This window comes from Streptomyces sp. NPDC007189 (genome assembly GCF_040703635.1).
Classification (GTDB): domain Bacteria; phylum Actinomycetota; class Actinomycetes; order Streptomycetales; family Streptomycetaceae; genus Streptomyces.
In genome coordinates, this window is record NZ_JBEYEY010000002.1 from 639,691 (window position 1) to 662,354 (window position 22,664).

Consider the following 22,664-nt stretch of genomic DNA (forward strand, 5'->3'; position numbering starts at 1 on the left):
GGTGTCCGGCCGCTTGATGCTTCGGCCCTTCGGTGGGGCCCTGTCCTGCCGGGCTCCATCTTTGCACTTGTCGGACAGGATCGAGACGCCGGGCCGGTGTGTGAGACGTCCCACGTTCGCTTGAAAGAAGCGGAGGGACAGCACCGCCAGGGGCGCGGGGAACTGCGCGAACAACCCCCACGCGCCCGCTGGCGCCGTACTACGGAATGGACCGAGCTATGAGGCGACTCAGCCGAGGTCGCCGGCGGCCGTCAGCTCGGCGAGCCGCACCAGCGTCCGCACCGCCGTACCCGTGCCGCCCTTCGGCGTGTACCCGAACGGACCGCCCTCGTTGAACGCCGGCCCGGCGATGTCGAGGTGCGCCCAGGTGATCCCCTCGCCCACGAACTCGCGCAGGAAGAGACCGGCGACCAGGCCGCCGCCCATCCGCTCGCCCATGTTCGCGATGTCGGCGACCTGGGACTCCATGCCCTTGCGCAGGTGCTCCGGCAGCGGCATCGGCCAGGCCGGCTCGCCGACCTCCTCCGCCGCCTCGTACACCGCGCCGCGGAACGCGTCGTCGTTGGCCATGACGCCGAACGTCCGGCTGCCGAGGGCCAGCATCATCGCGCCGGTGAGGGTCGCGACGTCCACGATCGCGTCCGGGTTCTCCTGCGAGGCCGCCCACAGCGCGTCGGCGAGCACCAGCCGGCCCTCGGCGTCGGTGTTGAGGACTTCCACGGTCTTGCCGCTGTACATGCGCAGCACGTCACCCGGGCGCACGGCGGAGCCGGACGGCATGTTCTCGGCCAGCGCCAGCCAGCCGGTGACGTTGACCTCCAGGCCGAGGCGGGCGGCGGCGACCACCGCGGCGAACACGGCGGCGGCGCCGCTCATGTCGCACTTCATCGTCTCGTTGTGCCCGGCCGGCTTCAGCGAGATGCCGCCCGAGTCGTAGGTGATGCCCTTGCCGACGAAGGCGAGGTGCTTGGCCGCCTTCGGGTGGGTGTACGACAGCTTCACCAGGCGCGGGGCGGCCGCGGAGCCGCCGCCGACGCCGAGGATGCCGCCGTAGCCGCCCTTGGCCAGGGCCTTCTCGTCGAGCACCTGCACCTTGATGCCGTGCTCCTTGGCCGCGGTCTGCGCGATGCCGGCGAAGGCGGCGGGGGTCAGGTCGTTCGGCGGGGTGTTGATCAGGTCGCGGGCGCGGTTCAGCTCCTCGGCGACGGCGACGGCGCGGGCGACGGCCCCCTTGTGGGAGGCGTCGCGCGGCTTGCCGCCGAGCAGCGCGGCCTCGGCCAGCGGCGCCTTGCCGTTCCTGGCCTTCCCGCCGTTCGCGTTCTCCTTGTAGACGTCGAAGGAGTACGCGCCGAGCAGGACGCCCTCGGCGATCGCGCCGACCGCGCCGGGGCTGTCGACGGGCAGCGCGAACGCGGCCCTCTTCGAGCCGGCGAGCGCCCGGGCGGCCACGCCGGCGGCCTTGCGCAGCGCGTCGGATTCGTAGCCCTCGTCGCTCTTGGCGTCCGGCTCCTCGCCCAGGCCGACCGCCACCACGAGGGGCGCCTTGAAGCCGGCCGGAGCGGGCAGTTTCGTCAGCTCGCCCTCGGCACCCGAGGCGCCGAGGGTCTCCAGGACGCCGGCCAGCCTGCCGTCGTACGCCTTGTCCACGGCCTCGGCGCCCGGCGCGACGACGGGCCCCTGGGCGCCCTTGGCGACACCGATCACGATCGCGTCGGCCCGCAGGCCGGGCGCCGCTGCGGTGCTGAGAGTCAGAGCAGTCACGGTGGTGAATTCTCGCTTCCGATGTGAAGTTGCTGTGGCCGAAGTGGGGTGGGTCGACCGGGCCCGAGAGCCGACCCTAGGTCCATGCCTGGGCGCAGGTGGCACCGGGGCCTTCACCCTGTCGGCGAACACCCGGGACGAGACTACGCGCGTGCGCGCGTTCGCTCATTCCTGCGGACGTTCGCCTGTGTCTGGCGTCGTGGTCACTTCGGCCCCCCGCGCCGCGCGGCGAGCCATGGTCGTCGCGGGCCCACTGCGCGGTGCCCGGCGCGGGGGCTCACCCCTGGGGGACGCTGCCCATCGGGCTGGGCTCCGTCCGCTGAAGGGCGCCGACCACACAGGTCCCGGCGAGCCGGTCGGCGAGGGAGCGGCGGCCGGGGAAGAGCACGGTGAGCGCGTTGACCAGGAACAGCAGGACGGCGACCGCCCAGACCAGCACCGACAGCACGAACTTGCCCTCGGCCAGCAGCACACAGGCCAGCGCGTACACCGCGACGTCGGCGGCGGTGGTGACGGCGGCCCGGCGCAGGGCGTGCCGGGACAGCCGCGGGGTGACGCGCAGGCCGAGCAGGCCCTTGCCCAGGGTGCGGCCGAGCAGCGCGAGGCAGGCCCACTGGTAGAGGAAGGTGACGACGACGAGCGCGCCGAAGGCCTCCTCCACGTCGAGCACGATCCTGTCCCACACGGACAGGCCGACGTGCTCGCCGGCGCCGATGACGTCACCGCGGGAGGTGACGAGGTCGAGGCCGCCCTTCGTGGCCAGTTCGGGCACGTCGGTGACGAGCGCGGTGATCCTGTGGAAGGTCAGGACGGCGAGCAGCGTGGCGGCCGCCGCGACCAGAGCGAAGTCGACGAACCAGGCCGTGATGCGGCGCAGCTTCGGCACGGAAGTTCCCCCGATGTGCAACTGTCTTGTCCGTGTACGGCCGAGAAGTTTAACGGCCCAGCGACAGCACCATGAGCGCGGCCGTGGCCGCCGTCTCCGCCAGCGCGCCGAAGACGTCCCCGGTCACCCCGCCGAAGCGGTGGACGCAGCGGCGCAGCAGGAGTTCGGCCGCGGCCAGGGCCAGCAGGACGGCGACCGCCGCGTGCAGGGCGCCGTACGGGCCGAAGGCCGAACCCCCGGCGGCCGAACCGAGCGTGACCGCGGCCGTGACCGCCAGCGCCCCGGGCACCGGCACCACTCCGGCGACCGCCGCGCCCAGGCCCTCCGGGCGGGCGGCCGGCACGCCGGTGCGGGCGGCCAGGGTGAGGGCGAGGCGGGCCGCGACGGCCGAGACGACGGCGGCGAGGGCGCCCCGGGCCCAGGAGGCGCCGTACAGCTGGGCCAGGACGGCGACCTGGGCCAGCAGCACCAGGACGAGGGTGACGACCCCGAACGGGCCGATGTCCGACTGCTTCATGATCCGGAGCGCGTCCTCGGCGGGCTTGCCGCTGCCCAGGCCGTCGGCGGTGTCGGCGAGGCCGTCGAGATGCAGTCCGCGGGTCAGCGCGGCGGGCACCGAGACCGAGGCGACGGCGGCGAGCAGCGGGCCGGCGCCGAGCGCGAGCAGCAGCAGACCGAGCCCGGCCGCGCAGCCGCCGACGGCCAGCCCGGCCACCGGGGCGCTCAGCATGCCCCCGCGCGCCGCTTCCCGGTCCCAGCGGCGCACCCGTACGGGCAGTGCGGTGAGGGTGCCGAAGGCGAAGCGGAGGGCGTCGTGAGGCAAGGACGTGGGCACCGGCGAAGGTTACCCGGCGGTCGCCGAGCCGCCGTGGGCGCCCGGGCGGGAGCCGTCTGCGGCCCTCAGGGATAAAGTGCGCATATGGGGCACTGGTGGGAACGGAACATCCTGGAACCGGGCAAGCTTCCCCTGCTGCTCGCCCTCAGCGCCTTCCTGCTCACCTTCGTGGTCACCCGGGTGATCACCCGGCTGATCCGGGCCGGCAAAGGGCCGTTCGGGAACGTCAAGGCGGGCGGGCTGCACATCCACCACGCGGTGCCCGGCGTCGTCCTCACCATCGTCGGCGGATTCGCCGCGGTCGCCAGTGACCGGCGCGGCGCGGGCGGCGCGATCGCGGCCGTGGTCTTCGGGATCGGAGTCGGTCTCGTCCTGGACGAGTTCGCGCTGATCCTGCATCTGGACGACGTCTACTGGAGCGAGGAGGGCCGCAAGAGCGTCGAGGTCGTCGTGCTCGCCGCCGCGCTCGTCGGGCTGCTGCTCGCCGGGTTCTCCCCGTTCGGCGTCAACGACCTGTCCCCGCAGGAGCTGACGGACCGCGGCGGCGCCCTGACCACCATCGCCATGAACTTCCTCTTCGCGCTGGTCGCCCTGAGCAAGGGCAAGGCCCGCCTCGCGGTGTTCGGGGCGATCGTGCCGCTGGTCGCGCTGTTCGGCGCTGTTCGGCTGGCCCGCCCCGGCTCCCCCTGGGCCCGCCGCTTCTACGGCCGCCGGCCCCGCGCCCGCGCCAGGGCCGAGCTGCGCGCCCGCCGGCACGACCGCCGCTGGGCCCGGCCGCGCCGCGTCGTTCAGGACTGGATCGGCGGCAAACCCGACCCGCGCCCGGCCCGGCTGCCCGACCGCCACTGAGCCGGCCGCAGCGGGCGGCCGTACGCGCCCTGCGGCCCGAGCCGCACCCCCGGCCCGTAGCGGTGCCGCACCGCCACCGCGAGGCAGATCAGCCCCACGGCCATCAGCGCGGCCAGATGCTCCTTGCCCGCCAGGTTCTCCTTGACCAGCACCTCGGCGACCATCGCCAGCGTCACCGCGCCGGAGGTGACGTACGCGCCGTAGCGCCAGCTGACATACACCGCGAGCCCCACCACGGCCGCCGACGGGCCGGTGTCCACGACCTGTGCGTCCGTCCACGGCAGCCCGAACGGGGCGTGCGCGCCGAGGGAGATGCCGGTGCGCGCGTACAGGGTCCCGGCGAGCGTGGCGGCGTATGCGATGCCCAGGGTCCGCCACCAGCCGATGCACGCCTCGGCGATGCCGAACACCAGCAGGATCTGCGCCAGCGCGCCCCACACCGGCAGGTCCAGCGCCGGCACGAAGAGGGACAGCGGGGTGCGCAGCAGGGCCTGCCACAGGGGGTCCTGGGCCCGTACGGCGCCCAGGTCCTGCACGAGCTGATAGCCCCACGGCCGGTTCTGCACGTACTGCAGCAGGGCCGTCAGGCCGACCGCGCCGAGCGTCATCGGCGCCGCCCGCAGGACCCGCTCGCGCAGGGCCCCGCGTACGGCGCCGTACAGCGGCCCCCACTCCTCACGGGCCCAGCGGGCCGGCGGCCTCATCAGACGTTCCTCATCGGGCGTTCCTCACCGGTGTGTCTCCAGGTGCCTGCGGTGCAGCCACTTCGGCAGTCCCGGCGCCTCCAGGAAGCCCTCCGCGCGGGCCGAGGCGAGGCCGATGCGCAGCAGGTCCGCGCTCTTCTCGAAGAGCAGGAACCGCGGCTCCCAGATGGGCCGGTACTTGGCGTTGGCGCGGTACAGCGACTCGATCTGCCACCAGCGGGAGAAGAAGCTGAGCAGTGACCGCCAGAGCCTCAGCACCGGACCGGCGCCGATCCGCGCTCCGCGTTCGAAGACCGACCTGAACATCGCGAAGTTGAGCGACACCTGCGTGATCCCGATCTCGTCGGCCCGCCGCAGCAGCTCGATGACCATGAACTCCATCAGCCCGTTGTCGGAGTCCCGGTCGCGGCGCATCAGGTCCAGGGACAGCCCGTGCGGCCCCCACGGCACGAAGGACAGCAGCGCCCGCAGCCCGCCCTCGGCGTCCGTGCACTCCAGCATCACGCACTGCCCGTCCTCCGGGTCCCCGAGCCGGCCGAGCGCCATGCTGAACCCGCGCTCGGTCGCGCCGTCCCGCCAGTCGTCCGCACGCTCGACGAGACGCGCCATCTCGTCGGCGGGGATGTCCTCGTGCCGCCGGATCCGCACCGTGTACCCGGCCCGCTTCACCCGGTTGTACGCCTGCCGGACCGTGCGCATCGCCCGGCCCTCCAGGGTGAAGTCGGCGACCTCCACGATCGCCTCGTCGCCGAGTTCCAGGGCGTCGAGACCGTGCCGGGCGTAGACCGTCCCGGCCTCCTCGCTCGCCCCCATCACCGCCGGGATCCAGCCGTGCGCCCGCGCCTCGGCCAGCCAGGGCACGATCGCCCCCGGCCACGCCTCCGGATCCCCGAGCGGATCCCCGGAGGCCAGGCTCACCCCGCCGACCACCCGGTAGGCGACGGCCGCCTTGCCGGTGGGCGACCACACCACGCTCTTCTCCCGGCGCAGCGCGAAGTAGCCCAGCGAGTCCCGGTCGCCGTGCCGCTCCAGCAGGGCCCGCAGCTGCTTCTCGTCGTCCTCGGTGAGCGGGTCGACGGCGCGCCGGGAGCGGAACGCGGCGTAGAACACGGCCAGGACGAGGGCGGTGCTGAGCACGTTGACGGCGACGTTCGCCCAGTTCGGCGGGGAGATGCCGGGGAAGCGCGACTCGTCGGCGGCCACCGACACCAGGCGCAGGGTGCCGTAGTGCCAGCGCTCCAGGAACGTCGAACGGGCCGCGTCCGGCGCCTGGTTGGTGACCGTCACCAGCAGCCCGGCCAGCAGGCTCGCGGCCAGTCCGCCGCCGACGGCGACCGTCGCCGCGAGCCGGGGGTTGGCGCGGTCGCCCTTGGCGTAGAACTCCCGCCGGCCCACGAGCAGCGCCCCGACGAACACGGCCGTCAGCCCCAGCGAGATCCAGTTCTGCGGGTACCGCCGGATCTCCGGGAACGCCGTGGCGAACGCGAACAGGACGAGGAAGGCGCCGCTGAGCACCAGGTTCAGGATCCACGCGGCCCGCTTGCGGCGGCGCATGGTGATCGCCAGGAACGCGGTGAACACGCCCGAGGCGAAACCGGCCGTCAGCAGGTACGGCGTGAAGAAGTCGTCCTGGTTGTGCCGGCGCACGTCCTGGCCGAGCGAAACCCACACCGCGCTGAGGAAGTTGATGAAGGCGACGGTCCGCAGATACCAGACGGCGACGGCGGCGGCCCGCCGGGACGCCCCGCCGGACCGCCGCCCCTGCTCACCCGGGCGCCCCGGCTCGGCTTGCTGCGGCACGGCAATTCGGGCATCTCCCATGGTGAAGGATCATATGGGGGCCGCCCCGACGAACCGTACATCGGACATGTGCGTGTGCTGTGCGCACGCTTTTACGCAACCGACTACTCGTTCTTCTCCTCCGGCTTCCTCTCCGGAAGCTCCGCGGCCAGCGCCGCCGCGGCCCGCACCAGCGGCAGCGCGAGCAGCGCCCCCGCACCCTCGCCGACCTTCACGCCCTGCTTCAGCAGCGGCTCCAGGGCCATCCGGTCCAGTGCCTTGGCCTGCCCCGGCTCCCCGCTGTCGTGCCCGGCCAGCCACCAGTCCGGCGCCCGGAACGCGACCCGCTGCGCGACCAGCGCGCACGCCGCCGTCACCACCCCGTCGAGCACCACCGGCAGCTTCCGCACCGCGCACTGCAGCAGGAACCCGGTCATCGCCGCGAGGTCCGCCCCGCCGACGGTCGCCAGCAACTGCACCTGGTCCCCGAGCACCGGCCGCGCCCGCCGCAGCGCGTCCCGGATCGCCGCGCACTTGCGCATCCACGCCAGGTCGTCGATCGCGAGCCCGCCCCGCCCGGTCACCACCGACGCGTCCGTCCCGCACAGCGCGGCGATCAGCACCGCCGCCGCCGTGGTGCCGCCGACGCTGACGTCGCCGAGCACCACCAGGTCCGTACCCGAGTCGGCCTCCTCGTCGGCGACCGCGACACCCGCGCGCACCGCCGCCTCGGCCTCCTCCAGGGTGAGCGCGTCCTCGATGTCGATACGGCCGCTGCCGCGCCGTACGCGGTGCCGTACGACGTCCTCGGGGAAGGCGTCCGGCGCGCAGTCCAGGGCCATGTCCACGATCCGCACCGGCACCTGGAGCCGCCGCGCGAGCACCGACACCGGGCTCGCGCCCTCCAGCACGGCCCGCACCAGCTGCTCCGCACCGCCCGCCGGGCGTGCGGAGACGCCCAGTCGGGCGATGCCGTGGTCACCGGCGAAGAGGACCGCCTTCGGTCGCTCCACGGTCCGTACCGGCACGGCACTCTGCGCGGCGGCCAGCCACTCGCCCAGCTCGTCGAGGCGGCCCAGCGCCCCCGGCGGCACGATCTGGCGCTCCCGGCGGGCCTCGGCGTCACGGCGCACGCCCCCGTCCGGGCGCTCGATCAGATCGGTGAAGTCGTCCAGATTAAGCCTGCTCATTCGCCGAACAGTACCGCCAGAGAACGAACGCTTCCGCGCCACAGGGCCACCACACCCCCGCAGCGTCGTTGCACCCAAGATCGGTATCCCATACGTTCCGGTTTGCCGCGGAATGTCGCCCAGGGAGCCGCCCATGCCGACCTCGCCCTTCACGCCGACGCCCCTCCCTCGGTCCTGCGACCCGTTCCTCGAACCGCGCCGCGAGGACTGCCCCTGGTGCGGCTCCGCGCGCCTGCGCACCCGGGTGCGCGCGAGCGACCCGCTGCGGCACCGGCCGGACCGGTTCGTCCTCGACCGGTGCCGTGACTGCGCGCATGTCTTCCAGAATCCCCGGCTCACGGCGGAAGGGTTCGCCTTCTTCCACCGGGACCTGTACGAACGGCAGCTGGAGGGGTTCACCGACCGCGTGCTGTCCGCCCGCGCGGTGCGCCGGCGGCACCGGGCCACCGCCCGGCGGCTGTCGGCGCTGGCCGAGGCGGAGAGCTGGCTGGACGCGGGCACGGGCCACGCCCGCTTCCCCGAGGCGGCGAAGGAGGTCTTCCCGTACACGAGCTTCGACGGCCTGGACCCGACCGCCCGGGTGCAGCAGGCCCAGCTGGAGGAGCGGGTCGAGGAGGCCCACCGCGGCTACCTCGCCACGCCCGGCATGACCGCCCGGCTGCGCGGCCGCTACGACGTCGTCAGCATGTTCCGCCATCTCGAGCACACGCCCGACCCGCGCGCCGAACTCCGCGCCGCGCTCACGGCCCTGCGCCCCGGCGGCCACCTCGTCGTCGAAGTCGCCGACCCGCGCTGCGCGTTCGCCGCGCTGCTCGGCAGGCTCTGGCTCCCGTACGGCCAGCCCCGCCACCTCCATCTGGTGCCCCTGGCCAACCTGCGCGCGGAGCTGGAGTCCCTCGGCTGCACGGTCCTGGTGACCGACCGCACGGATCCCCACCTGCCCTACGACCTGTCAGGCGCCCTGGCCCTGGTCTCGGCCCGGCATCCCCTGCTGAGCGCTGCGGTTGCGCCCGCGCGGGTACTGGCCTCGGTACTGGATCACGTTGCGGCGCCCTTGTTCCGCCGTACGTGGTTCTCCAACGCCTACAGAATCGTGGCCCGCAAGGACCGTGGCTAGCTGCGGGCCCGTCGTGGCTGGTCGCGCAGTTCCCCGCGCCCCTGGGGGGTTGCAGTCGCCGCGCGCTTGAGCTGCTCAGCCCCGGAGCATCAGCGCCTGGCCGGCGACGACCAGCAGGAGCTGCTCGCACTCCGCCCCGAACGCCGCGTTCAGACGCCCGAGTTCGTCCCGGTACCGCCGCCCGGACGCGGTCGCCGGCACGATCCCCGACCCCACCTCGTTCGACACCGCCACCACGGTCCGCCGCGTACGGCGCACCGCCTCCGTCAGCTCCCGCACCCGCTCCCGCAGGGACTTCTCCCCGCCGCCGCTCCACTCCGCGTCGTCCCACGCGCCCACGGCGTCCATGGCGTCCGTCAGCCACAGCGACAGGCAGTCGATCAGCAGCGGCGGCCCCTCCTCGCGCAGCAGCGGCACCAGGTCCGTCGTCTCCGCCGTACGCCACGACCCCGGCCGCCGCTCCCGGTGCAGCGCCACCCGCTGCGCCCACTCGGTGTCCCCGCCCCGCGTGCCGCCGGTCGCCACGTACAGCACGTCCGGGAAGGACTCCAGGCGCCGCTCGGCCTCCACCGACTTGCCCGAGCGGGCCCCGCCCAGCACCAGCGTCCGGCGCGGCACGTCCGGCACGTCCTCGTACGCGCCGACCGCCAGCGTCGTGCCGTCCGGCACGGCCCGCGCCCCCGCCGCCGCCAGCCGGCGGCCCAGCTCCGCGCCGGGCGGCACGTCGTGGTCGAGGTGGACGGCGAGCACGTCCGTCGTCGGGCCGGCCGAGCCCACCGCCCGGAGCCGGGCCAGCGCGTCCGGGCGGCCCACGACGTCCGCGAGGACCATGTCGTACGACTCCGCCGTCGCCTGCTCCAGACCGGCCGGTGCGCCGCCCGGCGGCAGATACAGCAGCCGCTGCCCGTCCGGTCCCGTCACCGCGTACCCGGTGCCGCCCGCGTCCATCGCCAGGGCACGCACCCGATGCCCCGTCAGCAGCGCCAACTCCCGCCCGTCCGGCACCCGTCCGGGCTGCGGCAGCCCGGCCGGCACCTCCACGGCGGGGCCGTCGTGCGGATGCGACAGCAGCACCTGCCGTACCCCGCCCAGCGAACGCCCGGCCCGGGCCGCCGCGAACGCCGCACCCGGCGTCAGGTCCAGCAGCAGCGCCCCGTCCACCAGCACGGCGGTGGCCGCCCGGGCCTCCCGGCCCAGCGCGGTCGCGCACGCGGCACACGGGCAGTCGGGCCGGGGCAGTCCGGCGGGCGCACCAGTACCGAGCAGAGTCACTTCCACGCACCGATTCTCACCCGCGCCCGCGGGTACCGCTCACTCCAGCACCCCGACACCACCCCCTCACCCGCGGATGATCCACCACCTCTCACGGCCGGCCCCGCCGAGCGCATACGCTGCGGGCAGGTGTCGGATCGAAGGAGGCCCACATGACGGCATGGACGTGGCGGTTCGAGAAGGCCGACGGGACGGAGGTCCAGCCCGCCGTGCAGCCCGAGGAGTTCACCACGCAGGGGGATGCCGAGTCCTGGATCGGCGAGCACTGGAAGGCGCTCCTCGAGGGCGGCGCCGACCAGGTGCGGCTGTTCGAGGAGAACACCGAGATCTACGGGCCGATGAGCCTGCACGCCGACGCGGCGTAGCCGGTGCGAGGGGTGCGGCCCCGGCGGCTCCCGCCGTCGTACGGGGGGCGCCGCGGCCGTACCCCTCGTCACTGCTCGCCCAGCGTCACCGTCGCCTTCTTCTCGTTGCCGTCCCGCTGGTAGGTCACCGTCGTCTTCCGGCCCGGTTTGTCCGCCGCCAGCGCCACCGCCAGGGAGGTGATGGTGGAGATGGGCCGGCCGCCCAGCTTGGTGATGATGTCGCCGGGGCGCAGGCCCGCCTCGTCCGCCGCGCCGCCGGACTTGACGCTGACCACGGCCACCCCGGCCGGCTGGTAGTTCTCGTCCACGACGGTCCGCGCGGTGATGCCGAGCGCGGCCCGCCCCGAGTTGGTGACCCGGCCCTTGTCGACGATCTGCCCGGCGATCGTCTTCACCATCGACGCCGGGATGGCGAACCCGATGCCGGGCGCCGCGCTGTCCCCGAGGCCGGGGGCGGCGGCGCCGAGCGTCGGGATGCCGATGACGTGCCCGGCCAGATCGACCAGCGCGCCGCCGCTGTTGCCGGGATTGATGGGGGCGGAGGTCTGCACCATGTTCGCCAGGGTGGCGCCCGTGCCCCCGCCGGCCTCGCTGACGGTCCGCCCGGTCGCCGAGACGATGCCCTGGGTCACGCTGGACGACAGCCCGAGCGGCGAGCCCATGGCCAGCACGATCTGGCCGACCTCCACCTTCTCGGAGTCGCCGAACACCGCCGCCTTCAGCCCGGCCGGCACCTTGTCCAGCTTGATCACGGCCAGGTCCTGCTCGGGGTAGGAGTACACCAGGCGCGCGGTGAGCGATTGCTCGCTGTTGGCCGTGGCCACCTTGAACGTCTTCTGCGACGCGACCACGTGCGCGTTGGTGACGATGTGCCCCTTGTCGTCGTACACCACCCCGGAGCCCAGCTCGCGGCTCGACTGGATCTGCACCACCGACGGCAGGGCCTGCTTGATGACCTTCTGGTACTGGCTCTGCAGATCACTCGCGGCCATCGGCGCGTCCGCCCGCGCGGGGGCGGAGGTGTCCTGCCGGGAGCCGGTGGTGCAGCCGGCCGCCACACAGCACACCAGCGCGGCGGCGGCCGCCGTGCGCAGGGCACGGTTCGGGGAAGCGTCCATACCCCGAGTCTCGGCGCGCGCCGGTCATCCGGCCCGCGGTGATGGCCCGAACGGACTCAGCCCCGCACGCCGCACAGGTGCAGCAGCGCCGCCACCCCGCGGTACGGGTCGGTGCGCCCGGCCCGCTCCTCGACCGCCAGCAGCGTCTCGAGGTCGTCCGGGATCCGAGCGTCGTCCGCCGCCGTGTCCGTGAACACCCGGACGCCGTACCAGGCGTGCAGCGGGGCGGCGATCCCGGCGAGCGTGGCGGTGAGGGAGGCCAGCCTGTCGGCCCGTACGTCCAGGCCGAGGCGGTTGTGGTAGGCGGTGGTGTCGAAGGCGGCGAGGGCGCCCGCCCAGTCGCCGGCGAGGCCGGGCCGCATGGCGAGCGCGTCGCCGTTGCGGACCAGCAGCGAGAGCAGCCCCCCGGGCGCCAGCATCCGCGCCAGGCCCGCCACCAGCGGGTCGGGCTCCTCGACGTACATCAGCACGCCGTGGCACAGCACCACGTCGAAGCTGCCGGGCAGGAAGTGCACCCCGGTGTCCCGCCCGTCGCCCTGCACCAGCCGGACCCGCTCCCGGATGCCCTCCGGCTCGGCGGCCAGCGCCTCCCGCGCGGCGGCGATCATCGTCGGGTCCTGCTCGACGCCGGTCACCTGGTGGCCGAGCCGGGCCAGCCGCAGCGCCTGCGTGCCCTGGCCCATCCCGACGTCGAGCACCCGCAGCCGCCGCCCGACCGGGAACCGGCCGGCTATCTGCTCGTCCAGCTGCCGCGACACCAGTTCCTGGCGTACGACGTCACGCAGCCTGCCCAGCTTGTTCAGCCAGGCCTCGGCCGCACCCCCGGTGAAAGCGTCAGCGCTCAGGGCCGCTCTCCGCGCTTGACCTGCGGCTTCGGAAGCCGGAGCCGGCGCATCTGCAGCGACCGCATCAGGGCGTAGGCGACCGCGCCGCGCGTGTTCTCGTCCGGGAAGCGCTCCTTGAGGCGCTTCTTCAGCCGGAAACCGCTGACCGCCGAGTCCAGCACGATCAGCACGATCACCACGAGCCACAGCAGCAGCGCGATCGACTGGATCGACGGCACCCGCACCACGCTCAGCACCAGGATGACCACGGCGAGCGGCAGGAAGAACTCCGCCGCGTTGAACCGCGAGTCCACCCAGGTGCGGGCGAACTTGCGGACCGGGCCCTTGTCCCGGGCGGGCAGATAGCGCTCGTCACCGGTGGCCAGCGCCTGGCGCTGCCGCTGAAGTGCCTCGCGCCGGTCCTCGCGCTGGCGCTTGGCGGCCTCCTTGCGGTTGGACGGCGTGTGGGCCACGCTGCGCCGCTGGGACTGGGCCTCACTGCGCTTGGGCGTGGGCCTGCCCTTCGGGGCCTGCGGGTCACGGGACTGCTTGGAGAGGGCTACCGGCGCCTTGTCGGCGGGGGCCTTCTCTTGCTTGGCACGGCTTCGGAACACAAAACCCAAGGGTAAGGGCTTGACCGGCATGGACCCCAGCCCGGCGGGGAACGATCCGGCAACACCGAACGTCTGTAGGGGGACAGAGGGGACGTTACGGCACGGGGTCGCGGGGGATACGGCAGGGCATCACCTACTCCTCACGCCGGAGCGGTACGGTCCGCAGTCGTCCTTGGGGATGAGCGCATCCGTCCCCGAACAGTGCGGTAATGGAGTCAGGGCCCGTACTGTGGGTCCTGTCGCAGGATCTGTGAGCTGGAGTCCGTCAGAAGGGGGCGCGCGAAGCCCATGAGCGGTGTCATGAAGCGTATGGGGATGATCTTCCGCGCGAAGGCGAACAAGGCCCTTGACCGGGCCGAGGACCCGCGCGAGACCCTCGATTACTCGTACCAGAAGCAGCTGGAGCTGCTGCAGAAGGTCCGCCGCGGCGTCGCCGACGTGGCGACCAGCCGCAAGCGTCTGGAACTCCAGCTCAACCAGCTGCAGCAGCAGTCCACCAAGCTGGAGGACCAGGGCCGCAAGGCGCTCGCGCTCGGCCGCGAGGACCTGGCCCGCGAGGCGCTGTCCCGCAAGGCGGCGCTCCAGCAGCAGGTCACCGACCTCGAGACGCAGCACGCCACCCTCCAGGGCGAGGAGGAGAAGCTCACCCTGGCGGCCCAGCGCCTGCAGGCCAAGGTCGACGCCTTCCGTACGAAGAAGGAGACCATCAAGGCCACCTACACCGCCGCCCAGGCCCAGACCCGGATCGGCGAGGCCTTCTCCGGCATCTCCGAGGAGATGGGCGACGTCGGCCTGGCCATCCAGCGTGCCGAGGACAAGACGCAGCAGCTGCAGGCCCGCGCCGGCGCCATCGACGAGCTGCTCGCCTCCGGTGCGCTGGACGACCCGACCGGCATGGCCAAGGACGACATCACGGCCGAGCTGGACCGGCTGTCCGGTGGTAGTGATGTAGAGCTGGAGCTGCAGCGCATGAAGGCCGAGCTGGCCGGAGGCTCCCCGCAGCAGGCCATCGAGGGCGGCACCGGCCAGGGGCAGACCCAGCAGCAGCCGCAGGACACCCCGCGCTTCGACAAGCAGTAGCCCGGCGCCGGGACCCGAGCCGAGGAGGCCGACGTGATCGTACGGATCATGGGGGAGGGCCAGGTGCAGCTGGACGACTCCCACGTCGCCGAGCTGAACAAGCTGGACGACGACCTGCTGGCGGAGATGGAGCGCGGCGACGAGGCGGCGTTCCGCCGCACCCTCGGCGCGCTCCTGGACGCCGTACGCCGTCTCGGCACGCCCCTGCCCGACGACGCGCTGGAGCCCTCGGAGCTGATCCTTCCGTCTCCGGACGCGTCGTTGGAGGAGGTCCGGGCGATGCTCAGCGACGAGGGGCTGATTCCGGGGTAGCGCCGTCGGGGTGCTCCTCCACGGCGCCGGCACCCGGACGGCGGGCCGTACTGTTCCCTCCGTGAGCACTCTCGACCGCGCCCGTTGCAGCGTGAAGGCGCACCCCCTCGCGCTGGACGCGTCCATCGCCGCCGGCGTGCTGGTGTGCATGGTCGCGGGCTCCCTCGTGGTGCCCCGCGGAGCGAACGGCGTCACCTGGGGCCTGCGCACCCCCGACCTGCTCAGCCTCGTGCTGATGGCGCTGGCCGCGGCCGCGCTCGTCTTCCGCCGCCGCGCCCCCAAGACCGTGCTCGCCGTCACCGGTGTCCTCTCCGTGATCGAGTGCGTCACCGGCGACCCCCGCGCCCCGGTCGCGATGTCCGCCGTGGTCGCCCTCTACACCGTCGCCGCCACCACCGACCGCACCACCACCTGGCGGGTCGGCCTGCTCACCATGACCGTGCTGACGGCCGCCGCCATGCTGGCCGGCCCGCTGCCCTGGTACGCGCAGGAGAACCTCGGCGTGCTCGCCTGGACCGGCATCGGCGCCACCCTCGGGGACGCCGTACGCAGCCGCCGTGCGGTCGTCCGGGCGATGCAGGAGCGGGCCGAGCGCGCCGAGCGCACCCGTGAGGAGGAGGCCCGCCGCCGGGTCGCCGAGGAGCGGCTGCGCATCGCCCGCGATCTGCACGACGTCGTCGCCCACCACATCGCCCTGGTGAACGTGCAGGCCGGGGTCGCCGCGCACGTCATGGACAAGCGGCCCGACCAGGCGAAGGAGGCCCTGGCGCACGTCCGCGAGGCCGGCCGCGCCGCGCTGGAGGAGCTGCGCGCCACCGTGGGTCTGCTGCGCCAGTCCGGCGACCCCGAGGCCCCGACCGAGCCCGCGCCCGGGCTCAGCCGGCTCCAGGAGCTGGCCGACACCTTCCGCAACGCGGGCCTGCCCGTGGAGGTGGCCCGCGCCGACCAGGGCGCCGAACTGCCCGCCGCCGTCGACCTGGCCGCCTACCGGATCGTCCAGGAGGCCCTGACCAATGTGCAGAAGCACGCCGGTGCCGGTGCCAGGGCCGAGGTCAGCGTCGTACGGGTGGGGACGGACATCGAGGTGACCGTCCTGGACGACGGGGCGGGCGCGGCCGGTGTGCCCGGGGGCGGCGGCGGGCACGGACTGATCGGCATGCGCGAGCGGGTCACGGCCCTCGGCGGCACCCTGACCACCGGGCCCCGCTACGGCGGCGGCTTCCGCGTCCATGCGATCCTGCCCCTCAAGACCCGCACCGAGACGCGTGAACACCGCTGAGCCCGCAAGGACCGGCAAGACCGTGAAGACCCGCGCCGAGACCGCCCGTACCGGGGCTCGTGCGACGGCCCCGGGGGAGACCGCATGACGATCCGTGTCCTGCTCGCCGACGACCAGGCCCTGCTGCGCAGCGCGTTCCGGGTGCTGGTCGACTCCGAGCCCGACATGGAGGTGGTGGGGGAGGCCTCCGACGGGGCCGAAGCCGTCCGGCTGGCCAAGGAGCAGGCCGCCGACGTCGTCCTCATGGACATCCGGATGCCGGGGACCGACGGGCTGGCCGCCACCCGGATGATCAGCTCGGATCCCTCCCTGACCGAGGTCCGCGTGGTCATCCTGACGACGTTCGAGGTCGACGACTACGTCGTCCAGGCGCTGCGCGCGGGCGCCTCCGGCTTCCTCGGCAAGGGCAGCGAGCCGGAGGAGCTGCTGAACGCCATCCGGGTCGCGGCCGGCGGCGAGGCCCTGCTCTCGCCGACCGCGACCAAAGGGCTGATCGCCCGTTTCCTCGCCCAGGGCGACGGCGACGACGGCCGTGACCCCGCCCGCTCCGAGCGGCTCGGCGCGCTCACCGGGCGGGAGCGCGAGGTGCTGGTCCAGGTCGCCGGCGGCCACTCCAACGACGAGATCGCCGAACGCCTCCAGGTGAGCCCGCTGACGGTGAAGACGCACGTCAACCGGGCCATGGCCAAGCTGGGCGCGCGCGACCGGGCGCAGCTCGTGGTGATCGCGTACGAGTCGGGGCTGGTGCGTCCGCGGATGGAGTGATCTCCACCCGGGCGCAGCGCGGGTCTCCACCCCGCGCGTACTGCGGGCGCAGTAGGGCCCCGGCGAGGAAATGGACTCAGGGCTTACGGAACGGCCCCGGCCATGGCCGAGGGTGTGGGAGTGGGCGCTCACCTGCGTCCTTCGCCGTTTGCGGCGCGCATCGAAGCACTTCTGCCGCTCACAGAAGGAAGACCCTGATCCATGTCCTGGCTGTCGAGATTCAGCCTCCGGCAACGGGCCCTGATCGGCCTGATGTCGCTCGTCGCGCTCGTCTTCGGGCTGATCGCGATACCCCAGATCAAGCAGCAGCTGCTGCCCACCATCGACCTGCCCATGGTGTCGGTGATCACGCCCTACCAGGGCGCCTCGCCCGACGTGGTCGAGAAGCAGGTCGTCGAGCCGATCGAGAACAACCTCCAGGGCGTCGACGGCGTCACCGGCGTCACCTCCACCGCCAGCGAGGGCAACGCCGTGATCATGGCGTCCTTCGACTACGGCAACGACACCAAGCGGATCGTCTCCGACGTCCAGCAGGCCGTGAACCGGGCCCGCAACCAGCTCCCGGACGACGTCGACCCGCAGGTCGTCTCCGGCTCCACCGACGACATGCCGACCGTGGTCCTCGCCGCCACCTCCGACAAGGACCAGCAGGCCCTCGCCGACCAGTTGGACGACACCGTCGTACCGGCGCTGAAGGACATCGACGGCGTCGGCCGCGTCCAGGTCACCGGTGTGCGCGACCTGCAGGTCACGGTCACCCCGGACGACGCGAAGCTCGCGCGGGCCGGACTCACCTCCGCCGCGCTCGGCCAGGCGCTCCAGGCGGGCGGCGCGACGGTCCCGGCGGGCTCGTTCGACGAGGACGGCGTGAGCCGCACCGTGCAGGTCGGCGGCGGCTTCACCTCGCTGCGGCAGATCCAGGACCTCAGGGTCACCGGCCAGAACGGCGGCAAGCCCGTACGCCTCGGTGACGTGGCCACGGTCAAGGAGCAGCCGGCCCCGGCCGACTCCATCACCCGCACCGACGGCCGGCCCAGCCTCGCCGTCAACGTGACCATGGACCACGACGGCAGCGCGGTCACCATCTCCCACGCGGTGAAGGACAAGCTGCCCGGCCTGCGCGCCCAGCTCGGCTCCGGCGCGAAGCTCACCGTCGTCAGCGACCAGGGCCCGGCCGTCTCCAAGTCCATCAAGGGCCTGACCACGGAGGGCGCCCTCGGTCTGCTCTTCGCGGTCCTGGTCATCCTGGTCTTCCTCGCGTCGGTCCGCTCGACGCTGGTGACGGCCGTCTCCATCCCGCTGTCGGTGGTGCTGGCCCTGATCGTGCTGTGGACGCGCGGCCTGTCGCTGAACATGCTCACGCTCGGCGCGCTGACCATCGCCATCGGCCGGGTCGTCGACGACTCGATCGTGGTCCTGGAGAACATCAAGCGGCACCTCGGCTACGGCGAGGAGCGCAGGGAAGCGATCCTGAACGCCGTGCGCGAGGTGGCCGGCGCGGTCACCTCCTCCACCCTCACCACGGTCGCCGTGTTCCTGCCGATCGGTCTGGTCGGCGGCATGGTGGGCGCGTTGTTCGGCTCGTTCAGCATCACGGTGACGGCGGCCCTGCTGGCCTCCCTGCTGGTGTCGCTGACCGTCGTCCCCGTGCTGTCGTACTGGTTCCTGCGCGCCCCGAAGGGCACCCCCGAGGACGCGGCGGAGGCCCGCCGCCGGGCCGAGGAGAAGGAGGCCAACAGCCGCCTCCAGCGCGCCTACGTCCCCGTCCTGCGCTTCGCCACCCGCCGGCGCCTCACCAGCGTCCTGATCGCCCTCGTGGTCCTGGTGGTGACCTTCGGCATGGGCGGCCTGCTGAAGACGAACTTCTTCGACCAGGGCGAGCAGGAGGTCATCACCGTCAAGCAGGAGCTGAAGCCCGGCACCGGCCTCGCCGAGACCGACCAGCAGGCCAAGCGGGTCGAGAAGCTCCTCGCCTCCACCGAGGGCGTCAAGGACTACCAGGTCACCGTCGGCTCCTCCGGCTTCATGGCGGCCTTCGGCGGCGGCACGGACACCAACCAGGCGTCGTACCAGGTGATGCTGAAGGACTCGAAGTCGTACGACACGGTGCAGCAGCACATCGAGGACGGCCTGAAGCGGCTGAAGGGCATCGGCACGACCACCGTGTCGGCCGGTGACGGCTTCGGCAACCAGAACCTGAGCGTCGTCGTGAAGGCCGCCGACCCGCAGGCCCTGCGCACGGCGGCCGAGCAGGTGCGCTCCACGGTCGCCGGCCTGGACGACGTCACCGACGTCACCAGCGACCTCTCGACCAGCGTGCCGCGGATCTCGGTGAAGGCCAACGCGAAGGCCGCGGCGGCCGGGTTCGACGACCAGAAGCTCGGCGCGGCGGTCGCCCAGGCGGTGCGCGGTACGACGGCGGCGAAGGCGGTCCTCGACGACACCGAGCGGGACGTCGTCGTGAGGTCGGCCAAGCCCGCGACCACGCTGGCCCAGCTGAAGGCGCTGCGCCTCGGCCCCGTCAGGCTCGGCGACATCGCCACCGTGAAGCTGGTGGACGGCCCGGTGTCGCTGACCCGCATCGACGGCCGGCGCGCCGCCACCATCACGGCCAAGCCGACCGGTGACAACACGGGCGCCATCAGCACCGAGCTGCAGTCGAAGATCAAGGCGCTGAAGCTCCCGGCGGGCGCGAAGGCGGAGATCGGCGGCGTGACCTCGGACCAGAACGACGCGTTCAAGAACCTGGCGCTGGCCATGCTGGCGGCGATCGCGATCGTCTTCATGCTGCTGGTCGCGACCTTCCGCTCGCTCGCCCAGCCGCTGATCCTGCTGGTGTCGATCCCGTTCGCGGCGACGGGCGCGATCGGCCTGCTGGTCGCGACCGGCACCCCGATGGGCGTCCCGGCGATGATCGGCATGCTGATGCTGATCGGCATCGTGGTGACCAACGCGATCGTCCTGATCGACCTGATCAACCAGTACCGCAGGCAGGGCCACGGCGTGGTCGAGGCCGTGATCGAGGGCGGCCGCCACCGTCTGCGCCCGATCCTGATGACGGCCCTGGCGACGATCTTCGCGTTGCTTCCCATGGCGCTGGGCGTCACCGGCGAGGGCGGCTTCATCGCCCAGCCCCTCGCGGTGGTCGTCATCGGCGGCCTGATCACCTCGACCCTGCTGACGCTCCTGCTGGTGCCGACGCTCTACGCGATGCTGGAACTCCGCAAGGAGCGCCGCGCCAAGAAGCGGGCGGCGAAGCAGCAGCCGGAGGTCCAGCGCACTCCGGAACCGGCGGGCGTGTAGTCGTCCGGTGATGCGAACGGCCGGGCCCCACTGCGGTGCGGGCGGGTTCGGGGGGCCGCAGCCGGGGTCGTCGGTGGGCGTGTACCCGCCTGGCCCCGCACAGGGCGGTTCGTGTCAGTACGTCCCCCAGCGGCCGGGTCCGTGGTGGGACGGCCTCTACCCGCCCCGGCGCGCAGGGCCGGCCCGAGGTCGCCGGCACCCGGCTCACCCTGCCCGGGCTGTGGGCCGTGACCCACCGGCGCCTGGACCTGTACCACGAGATCGCCCTCGGCCAGGCGGCGCGCTCGTTCCGCAACGCCCAGGTCGCCATGGTGATCGGCTTCTTGCTGCTGGGCGGATTCGTGGTCGTGGCGCTGCACGCGAGCACGACGGCCGGAAGCGTGGTCGCGGGTGGCCTCGGAGCGGTGGCGGCCGCTCTCGCGGGCTATGTGAGCCGCACCTTCATCCGCTCCCAGGAAGCGGCGGCCGGCCGTCTGCGCGCGTACTTCCACCAGCCGCTGGAGTTCTCCCGCTACCTGGCCGCGGAACGCCTCGTCGCGGACGCGGCCCTCGGCGAGGAGCGCCGGGCGGAGGTCCTGGGCAGGCTGGTCGAGGCCGATGGTCTCGGGGCCGGGCTCAAGGGCCCCGGAGAGCCCCGCACCGGCACAGGAAAGGGGCGCCCCCGACGGCGGGGGGCGCCCCTGACGCGCGTACGGGTGACGACACCCGTACGGCGCTCCCTTACGGCAGCGCCAGCATGCGCTCCAGGGCGAGCTTGGCGAACGCCTCGGTCTCCTTGTCGACCTCGATGCGGTTGACCAGGTTGCCCTCGGCGAGGGACTCCAGGGCCCAGACCAGGTGGGGCAGGTCGATGCGGTTCATGGTCGAGCAGAAGCAGACCGTCTTGTCGAGGAAGACGATCTCCTTGCCCTCGGGCGCGAAACGGTTCGCCAGCCGGCGGACCAGGTTCAGCTCGGTGCCGATGGCCCACTTGGAGCCGGCCGGGGCCGCCTCCAGGGCCTTGATGATGTACTCGGTGGAGCCGACGTAGTCCGCCGCGGCCACGACCTCGTGCTTGCACTCGGGGTGCACCAGGACGTTCACGCCGGGGATGCGCTCGCGCACGTCGTCGACCGAGTCCAGGCTGAAGCGGCCGTGGACGGAGCAGTGCCCGCGCCACAGGATCATCTTCGCGGCGCGCAGTTCGTCCGCCGTCAGCCCGCCGTTCGGCCGGTGCGGGTTGTAGACCACGCAGTCGTCCAGGGACATGCCCATGTCCCGGACGGCGGTGTTGCGGCCGAGGTGCTGGTCGGGCAGGAAGAGCACCTTCTCGCCCTGCTGGAAGGCCCACTCCAGGGCCCGCTTGGCGTTCGACGAGGTGCAGATCGTGCCACCGTGCTTGCCGGTGAACGCCTTGATGTCGGCGGAGGAGTTCATGTACGAGACGGGGACGACCTGCTCGGCGATCCCGGCCTCCGTCAGCACGTCCCAGCACTCCGCGACCTGCTCGGCCGTCGCCATGTCGGCCATCGAGCAGCCGGCGGCGAGGTCGGGCAGGACGACCTTCTGGTCGTCGGAGGTGAGGATGTCCGCCGACTCGGCCATGAAGTGCACACCGCAGAAGACGATGTACTCGGCCTCCGGGCGCGCGGCCGCGTCCCGGGCCAGCTTGAAGGAGTCGCCCGTGACGTCGGCGAACTGGATGACCTCGTCGCGCTGGTAGTGGTGGCCGAGCACGAAGACCTTGTCGCCGAGCTTCTCCTTGGCCGCGCGGGCGCGCTGCACCAGGTCGGGGTCGGACGGCGACGGAAGGTCACCGGGGCACTCGACGCCCCGCTCGCTCTTCGGGTCGGCCTCGCGGCCGAGCAGCAGCAGGGCGAGCGGAGTCGGCTGTACGTCGAGCTCCGGGGTCTGGGCGGTGGTCACGACACGCACCCTTTCTACTTTTCGTCTAACTGACGCTATCTATCATAACCGGTTCACGTCAGTTTGACGATGGCCATAGCGTCGATGTGACGTGAATCCCGCCGGACTCCCCCTCCGGGCCGCTGTCGGCGTTCCCGGCCATATGCGAGCATGAAGAGGGAACCACCACCGCGACAACGTGACTGCCCGGCCCGGAATGAATCCGCGGAAGCGCCGGTTGGAATCGTCGGCAAGCAGTCTCCGTACAACCCGGGAGAGATGTAGATGTCCGTATCGGACGAGACCACCACCGTCACCGACGGCATCGTCCTGACCGACGCCGCCGCGGCCAAGGTCAAGGCCCTGCTCGACCAGGAAGGCCGCGACGACCTCGCGCTGCGCGTCGCCGTCCAGCCCGGCGGCTGCTCCGGCCTGCGCTACCAGCTCTTCTTCGACGAGCGCTCGCTCGACGGTGACGTGGAGAAGGACTTCGGCGGCGTCAAGGTCGTCACGGACCGCATGAGCGCTCCGTACCTCGGCGGCGCCACCATCGACTTCGTGGACACCATCGAGAAGCAGGGCTTCACGATCGACAACCCGAACGCGACCGGCTCCTGCGCCTGCGGCGACTCCTTCAGCTGAGCCGAGGGCCCGGGCCCTCACGGCCCCACGGTCCTGGAAAGGCGGCGGCCCCCTGCACGGGGGGCCGCCGCCTTCGTCGTACCGC

21 protein-coding genes are annotated in these 22,664 nt (G+C 72.9%); 10 read left to right on the forward strand and 11 right to left on the reverse strand.

Annotated elements, in window-relative coordinates; all coding sequences use genetic code 11:
• Nucleotides 1–228: 228 nt before the first annotated feature.
• From AB0950_RS06010 to AB0950_RS06020, 3 genes are all read right to left on the reverse strand, one after another.
• Complete coding sequence (locus tag AB0950_RS06010; protein WP_366777902.1) at nucleotides 229–1,761, reverse strand: leucyl aminopeptidase; 1,533 nt, start codon at nucleotides 1,759–1,761, stop codon at nucleotides 229–231.
• Nucleotides 1,762–2,038: 277 nt separating this feature from the next.
• Nucleotides 2,039–2,647: an RDD family protein gene (locus AB0950_RS06015; RefSeq protein WP_360143433.1), complete on the reverse strand. Its 609-nt coding sequence runs from the start codon at nucleotides 2,645–2,647 to the stop codon at nucleotides 2,039–2,041.
• A 49-nt stretch (nucleotides 2,648–2,696) separates the two neighbouring features.
• Nucleotides 2,697–3,482, reverse strand: coding sequence for an adenosylcobinamide-GDP ribazoletransferase (locus AB0950_RS06020; RefSeq protein ID WP_360143430.1), 786 nt, complete (start codon nucleotides 3,480–3,482; stop codon nucleotides 2,697–2,699).
• An 84-nt stretch (nucleotides 3,483–3,566) separates the two neighbouring features.
• On the opposite strand from AB0950_RS06020, the gene AB0950_RS06025 reads away from it, so the two are divergent.
• Complete coding sequence (locus AB0950_RS06025) at nucleotides 3,567–4,331, forward strand: hypothetical protein (RefSeq protein WP_360143427.1); 765 nt, start codon at nucleotides 3,567–3,569, stop codon at nucleotides 4,329–4,331.
• Here the strand turns inward: AB0950_RS06025 and AB0950_RS06030 are convergent.
• From AB0950_RS06030 to cobT, 3 genes are all read right to left on the reverse strand, one after another.
• Nucleotides 4,271–5,035 carry a hypothetical protein gene (locus AB0950_RS06030; protein ID WP_360576146.1) on the reverse strand — a complete coding sequence of 255 codons (765 nt, stop codon included), beginning with the start codon at nucleotides 5,033–5,035 and terminating at the stop codon, nucleotides 4,271–4,273. The two genes, AB0950_RS06025 and AB0950_RS06030, sit on opposite strands and share 61 nt — an antisense overlap.
• 24 nt (nucleotides 5,036–5,059) lie before the next feature.
• Nucleotides 5,060–6,856 (reverse strand): phosphatidylglycerol lysyltransferase domain-containing protein, encoded by a 1,797-nt coding sequence (locus AB0950_RS06035; protein WP_366777903.1) that lies wholly within the window; start codon nucleotides 6,854–6,856, stop codon nucleotides 5,060–5,062.
• 83 nt (nucleotides 6,857–6,939) lie between these two features.
• Entirely contained in the window at nucleotides 6,940–8,004 is a 1,065-nt protein-coding gene (gene cobT, locus AB0950_RS06040) for a nicotinate-nucleotide--dimethylbenzimidazole phosphoribosyltransferase (protein ID WP_366777905.1), read from the reverse strand.
• Nucleotides 8,005–8,137: 133 nt separating this feature from the next.
• Between cobT and AB0950_RS06045 the strand changes: the two genes are divergently transcribed.
• The gene (locus AB0950_RS06045) at nucleotides 8,138–9,121 is read left to right on the forward strand and encodes a methyltransferase domain-containing protein (protein ID WP_366777906.1); all 984 of its coding nucleotides are present in this window, start codon (nucleotides 8,138–8,140) and stop codon (nucleotides 9,119–9,121) included.
• A 75-nt stretch (nucleotides 9,122–9,196) separates the two neighbouring features.
• On the opposite strand, the gene AB0950_RS06050 is transcribed toward AB0950_RS06045, so the two are convergent.
• Nucleotides 9,197–10,399 (reverse strand): bifunctional adenosylcobinamide kinase/adenosylcobinamide-phosphate guanylyltransferase, encoded by a 1,203-nt coding sequence (locus AB0950_RS06050; RefSeq protein WP_360143412.1) that lies wholly within the window; start codon nucleotides 10,397–10,399, stop codon nucleotides 9,197–9,199.
• Nucleotides 10,400–10,545: 146 nt separating this feature from the next.
• Here AB0950_RS06050 and AB0950_RS06055 point away from each other — a divergent pair, with 146 nt between their 5' ends.
• The gene (locus AB0950_RS06055) at nucleotides 10,546–10,758 is read left to right on the forward strand and encodes a hypothetical protein (protein WP_055709718.1); all 213 of its coding nucleotides are present in this window, start codon (nucleotides 10,546–10,548) and stop codon (nucleotides 10,756–10,758) included.
• Between the two features lie 68 nt (nucleotides 10,759–10,826).
• Here AB0950_RS06055 and AB0950_RS06060 read toward each other — a convergent pair whose 3' ends face one another.
• The 3 genes from AB0950_RS06060 to AB0950_RS06070 all read right to left on the reverse strand — a co-directional run bounded on the left by AB0950_RS06060 (nucleotide 10,827) and on the right by AB0950_RS06070 (nucleotide 13,344).
• Entirely contained in the window at nucleotides 10,827–11,876 is a 1,050-nt protein-coding gene (locus tag AB0950_RS06060) for a trypsin-like peptidase domain-containing protein (protein WP_360143409.1), read from the reverse strand.
• Nucleotides 11,877–11,932: 56 nt separating this feature from the next.
• Nucleotides 11,933–12,634, reverse strand: a complete 702-nt coding sequence (locus AB0950_RS06065; RefSeq protein WP_360143406.1) for a methyltransferase domain-containing protein — start codon at nucleotides 12,632–12,634, stop codon at nucleotides 11,933–11,935.
• A gap of 83 nt (nucleotides 12,635–12,717) precedes the next feature.
• On the reverse strand, nucleotides 12,718–13,344 hold the full coding sequence (locus tag AB0950_RS06070) for a DUF3043 domain-containing protein (RefSeq protein ID WP_360143403.1): 627 nt from the start codon (nucleotides 13,342–13,344) through the stop codon (nucleotides 12,718–12,720).
• A gap of 258 nt (nucleotides 13,345–13,602) precedes the next feature.
• Between AB0950_RS06070 and AB0950_RS06075 the strand changes: the two genes are divergently transcribed.
• The 6 genes from AB0950_RS06075 (at nucleotide 13,603) to AB0950_RS06100 (ending at nucleotide 20,850) form a co-directional block, all read left to right on the forward strand.
• Nucleotides 13,603–14,394: a PspA/IM30 family protein gene (locus AB0950_RS06075; RefSeq protein ID WP_360143400.1), complete on the forward strand. Its 792-nt coding sequence runs from the start codon at nucleotides 13,603–13,605 to the stop codon at nucleotides 14,392–14,394.
• Between the two features lie 33 nt (nucleotides 14,395–14,427).
• Complete coding sequence (locus tag AB0950_RS06080; protein ID WP_361987667.1) at nucleotides 14,428–14,706, forward strand: hypothetical protein; 279 nt, start codon at nucleotides 14,428–14,430, stop codon at nucleotides 14,704–14,706.
• Between the two features lie 61 nt (nucleotides 14,707–14,767).
• Nucleotides 14,768–15,985 (forward strand): histidine kinase, encoded by a 1,218-nt coding sequence (locus AB0950_RS06085; protein WP_360143394.1) that lies wholly within the window; start codon nucleotides 14,768–14,770, stop codon nucleotides 15,983–15,985.
• An 84-nt stretch (nucleotides 15,986–16,069) separates the two neighbouring features.
• Nucleotides 16,070–16,750, forward strand: a complete 681-nt coding sequence (locus AB0950_RS06090; RefSeq protein ID WP_360143391.1) for a response regulator transcription factor — start codon at nucleotides 16,070–16,072, stop codon at nucleotides 16,748–16,750.
• A gap of 201 nt (nucleotides 16,751–16,951) precedes the next feature.
• A complete protein-coding gene (locus AB0950_RS06095) occupies nucleotides 16,952–20,053 on the forward strand; it encodes an efflux RND transporter permease subunit (protein ID WP_360576150.1) in 3,102 nt (1,033 codons plus the stop codon).
• 227 nt (nucleotides 20,054–20,280) lie between these two features.
• On the forward strand, nucleotides 20,281–20,850 hold the full coding sequence (locus AB0950_RS06100) for a hypothetical protein (RefSeq protein ID WP_366777908.1): 570 nt from the start codon (nucleotides 20,281–20,283) through the stop codon (nucleotides 20,848–20,850).
• On the opposite strand, the gene nadA is transcribed toward AB0950_RS06100, so the two are convergent.
• Nucleotides 20,774–21,958 carry a quinolinate synthase NadA gene (nadA, locus tag AB0950_RS06105; RefSeq protein WP_360143385.1) on the reverse strand — a complete coding sequence of 395 codons (1,185 nt, stop codon included), beginning with the start codon at nucleotides 21,956–21,958 and terminating at the stop codon, nucleotides 20,774–20,776. The genes AB0950_RS06100 and nadA overlap by 77 nt on opposite strands.
• Before the next feature lie 264 nt (nucleotides 21,959–22,222).
• Between nadA and AB0950_RS06110 the strand changes: the two genes are divergently transcribed.
• Complete coding sequence (locus AB0950_RS06110; protein ID WP_301974519.1) at nucleotides 22,223–22,579, forward strand: iron-sulfur cluster assembly accessory protein; 357 nt, start codon at nucleotides 22,223–22,225, stop codon at nucleotides 22,577–22,579.
• Nucleotides 22,580–22,664 lie beyond the last annotated feature (85 nt).

What these genes read in the sequence shown, in the direction of transcription:
- AB0950_RS06025 (WP_360143427.1), top strand. Translation starts at nt 3,567, where the DNA reads ATGGGGCACTGGTGGGAACGGAACATCCTGGAACCGGGCAAGCTTCCC.
- AB0950_RS06030 (WP_360576146.1), bottom strand. Translation starts at nt 5,035, where the DNA reads ATGAGGCCGCCGGCCCGCTGGGCCCGTGAGGAGTGGGGGCCGCTGTAC.
- AB0950_RS06035 (WP_366777903.1), bottom strand. Translation starts at nt 6,856, where the DNA reads ATGGGAGATGCCCGAATTGCCGTGCCGCAGCAAGCCGAGCCGGGGCGC.
- cobT (WP_366777905.1), bottom strand. Translation starts at nt 8,004, where the DNA reads ATGAGCAGGCTTAATCTGGACGACTTCACCGATCTGATCGAGCGCCCG.
- AB0950_RS06045 (WP_366777906.1), top strand. Translation starts at nt 8,138, where the DNA reads ATGCCGACCTCGCCCTTCACGCCGACGCCCCTCCCTCGGTCCTGCGAC.
- AB0950_RS06055 (WP_055709718.1), top strand. Translation starts at nt 10,546, where the DNA reads ATGACGGCATGGACGTGGCGGTTCGAGAAGGCCGACGGGACGGAGGTC.
- AB0950_RS06060 (WP_360143409.1), bottom strand. Translation starts at nt 11,876, where the DNA reads ATGGACGCTTCCCCGAACCGTGCCCTGCGCACGGCGGCCGCCGCCGCG.
- AB0950_RS06070 (WP_360143403.1), bottom strand. Translation starts at nt 13,344, where the DNA reads ATGCCGGTCAAGCCCTTACCCTTGGGTTTTGTGTTCCGAAGCCGTGCC.
- AB0950_RS06075 (WP_360143400.1), top strand. Translation starts at nt 13,603, where the DNA reads ATGAGCGGTGTCATGAAGCGTATGGGGATGATCTTCCGCGCGAAGGCG.
- AB0950_RS06090 (WP_360143391.1), top strand. Translation starts at nt 16,070, where the DNA reads ATGACGATCCGTGTCCTGCTCGCCGACGACCAGGCCCTGCTGCGCAGC.
- AB0950_RS06095 (WP_360576150.1), top strand. Translation starts at nt 16,952, where the DNA reads ATGTCCTGGCTGTCGAGATTCAGCCTCCGGCAACGGGCCCTGATCGGC.
- AB0950_RS06110 (WP_301974519.1), top strand. Translation starts at nt 22,223, where the DNA reads ATGTCCGTATCGGACGAGACCACCACCGTCACCGACGGCATCGTCCTG.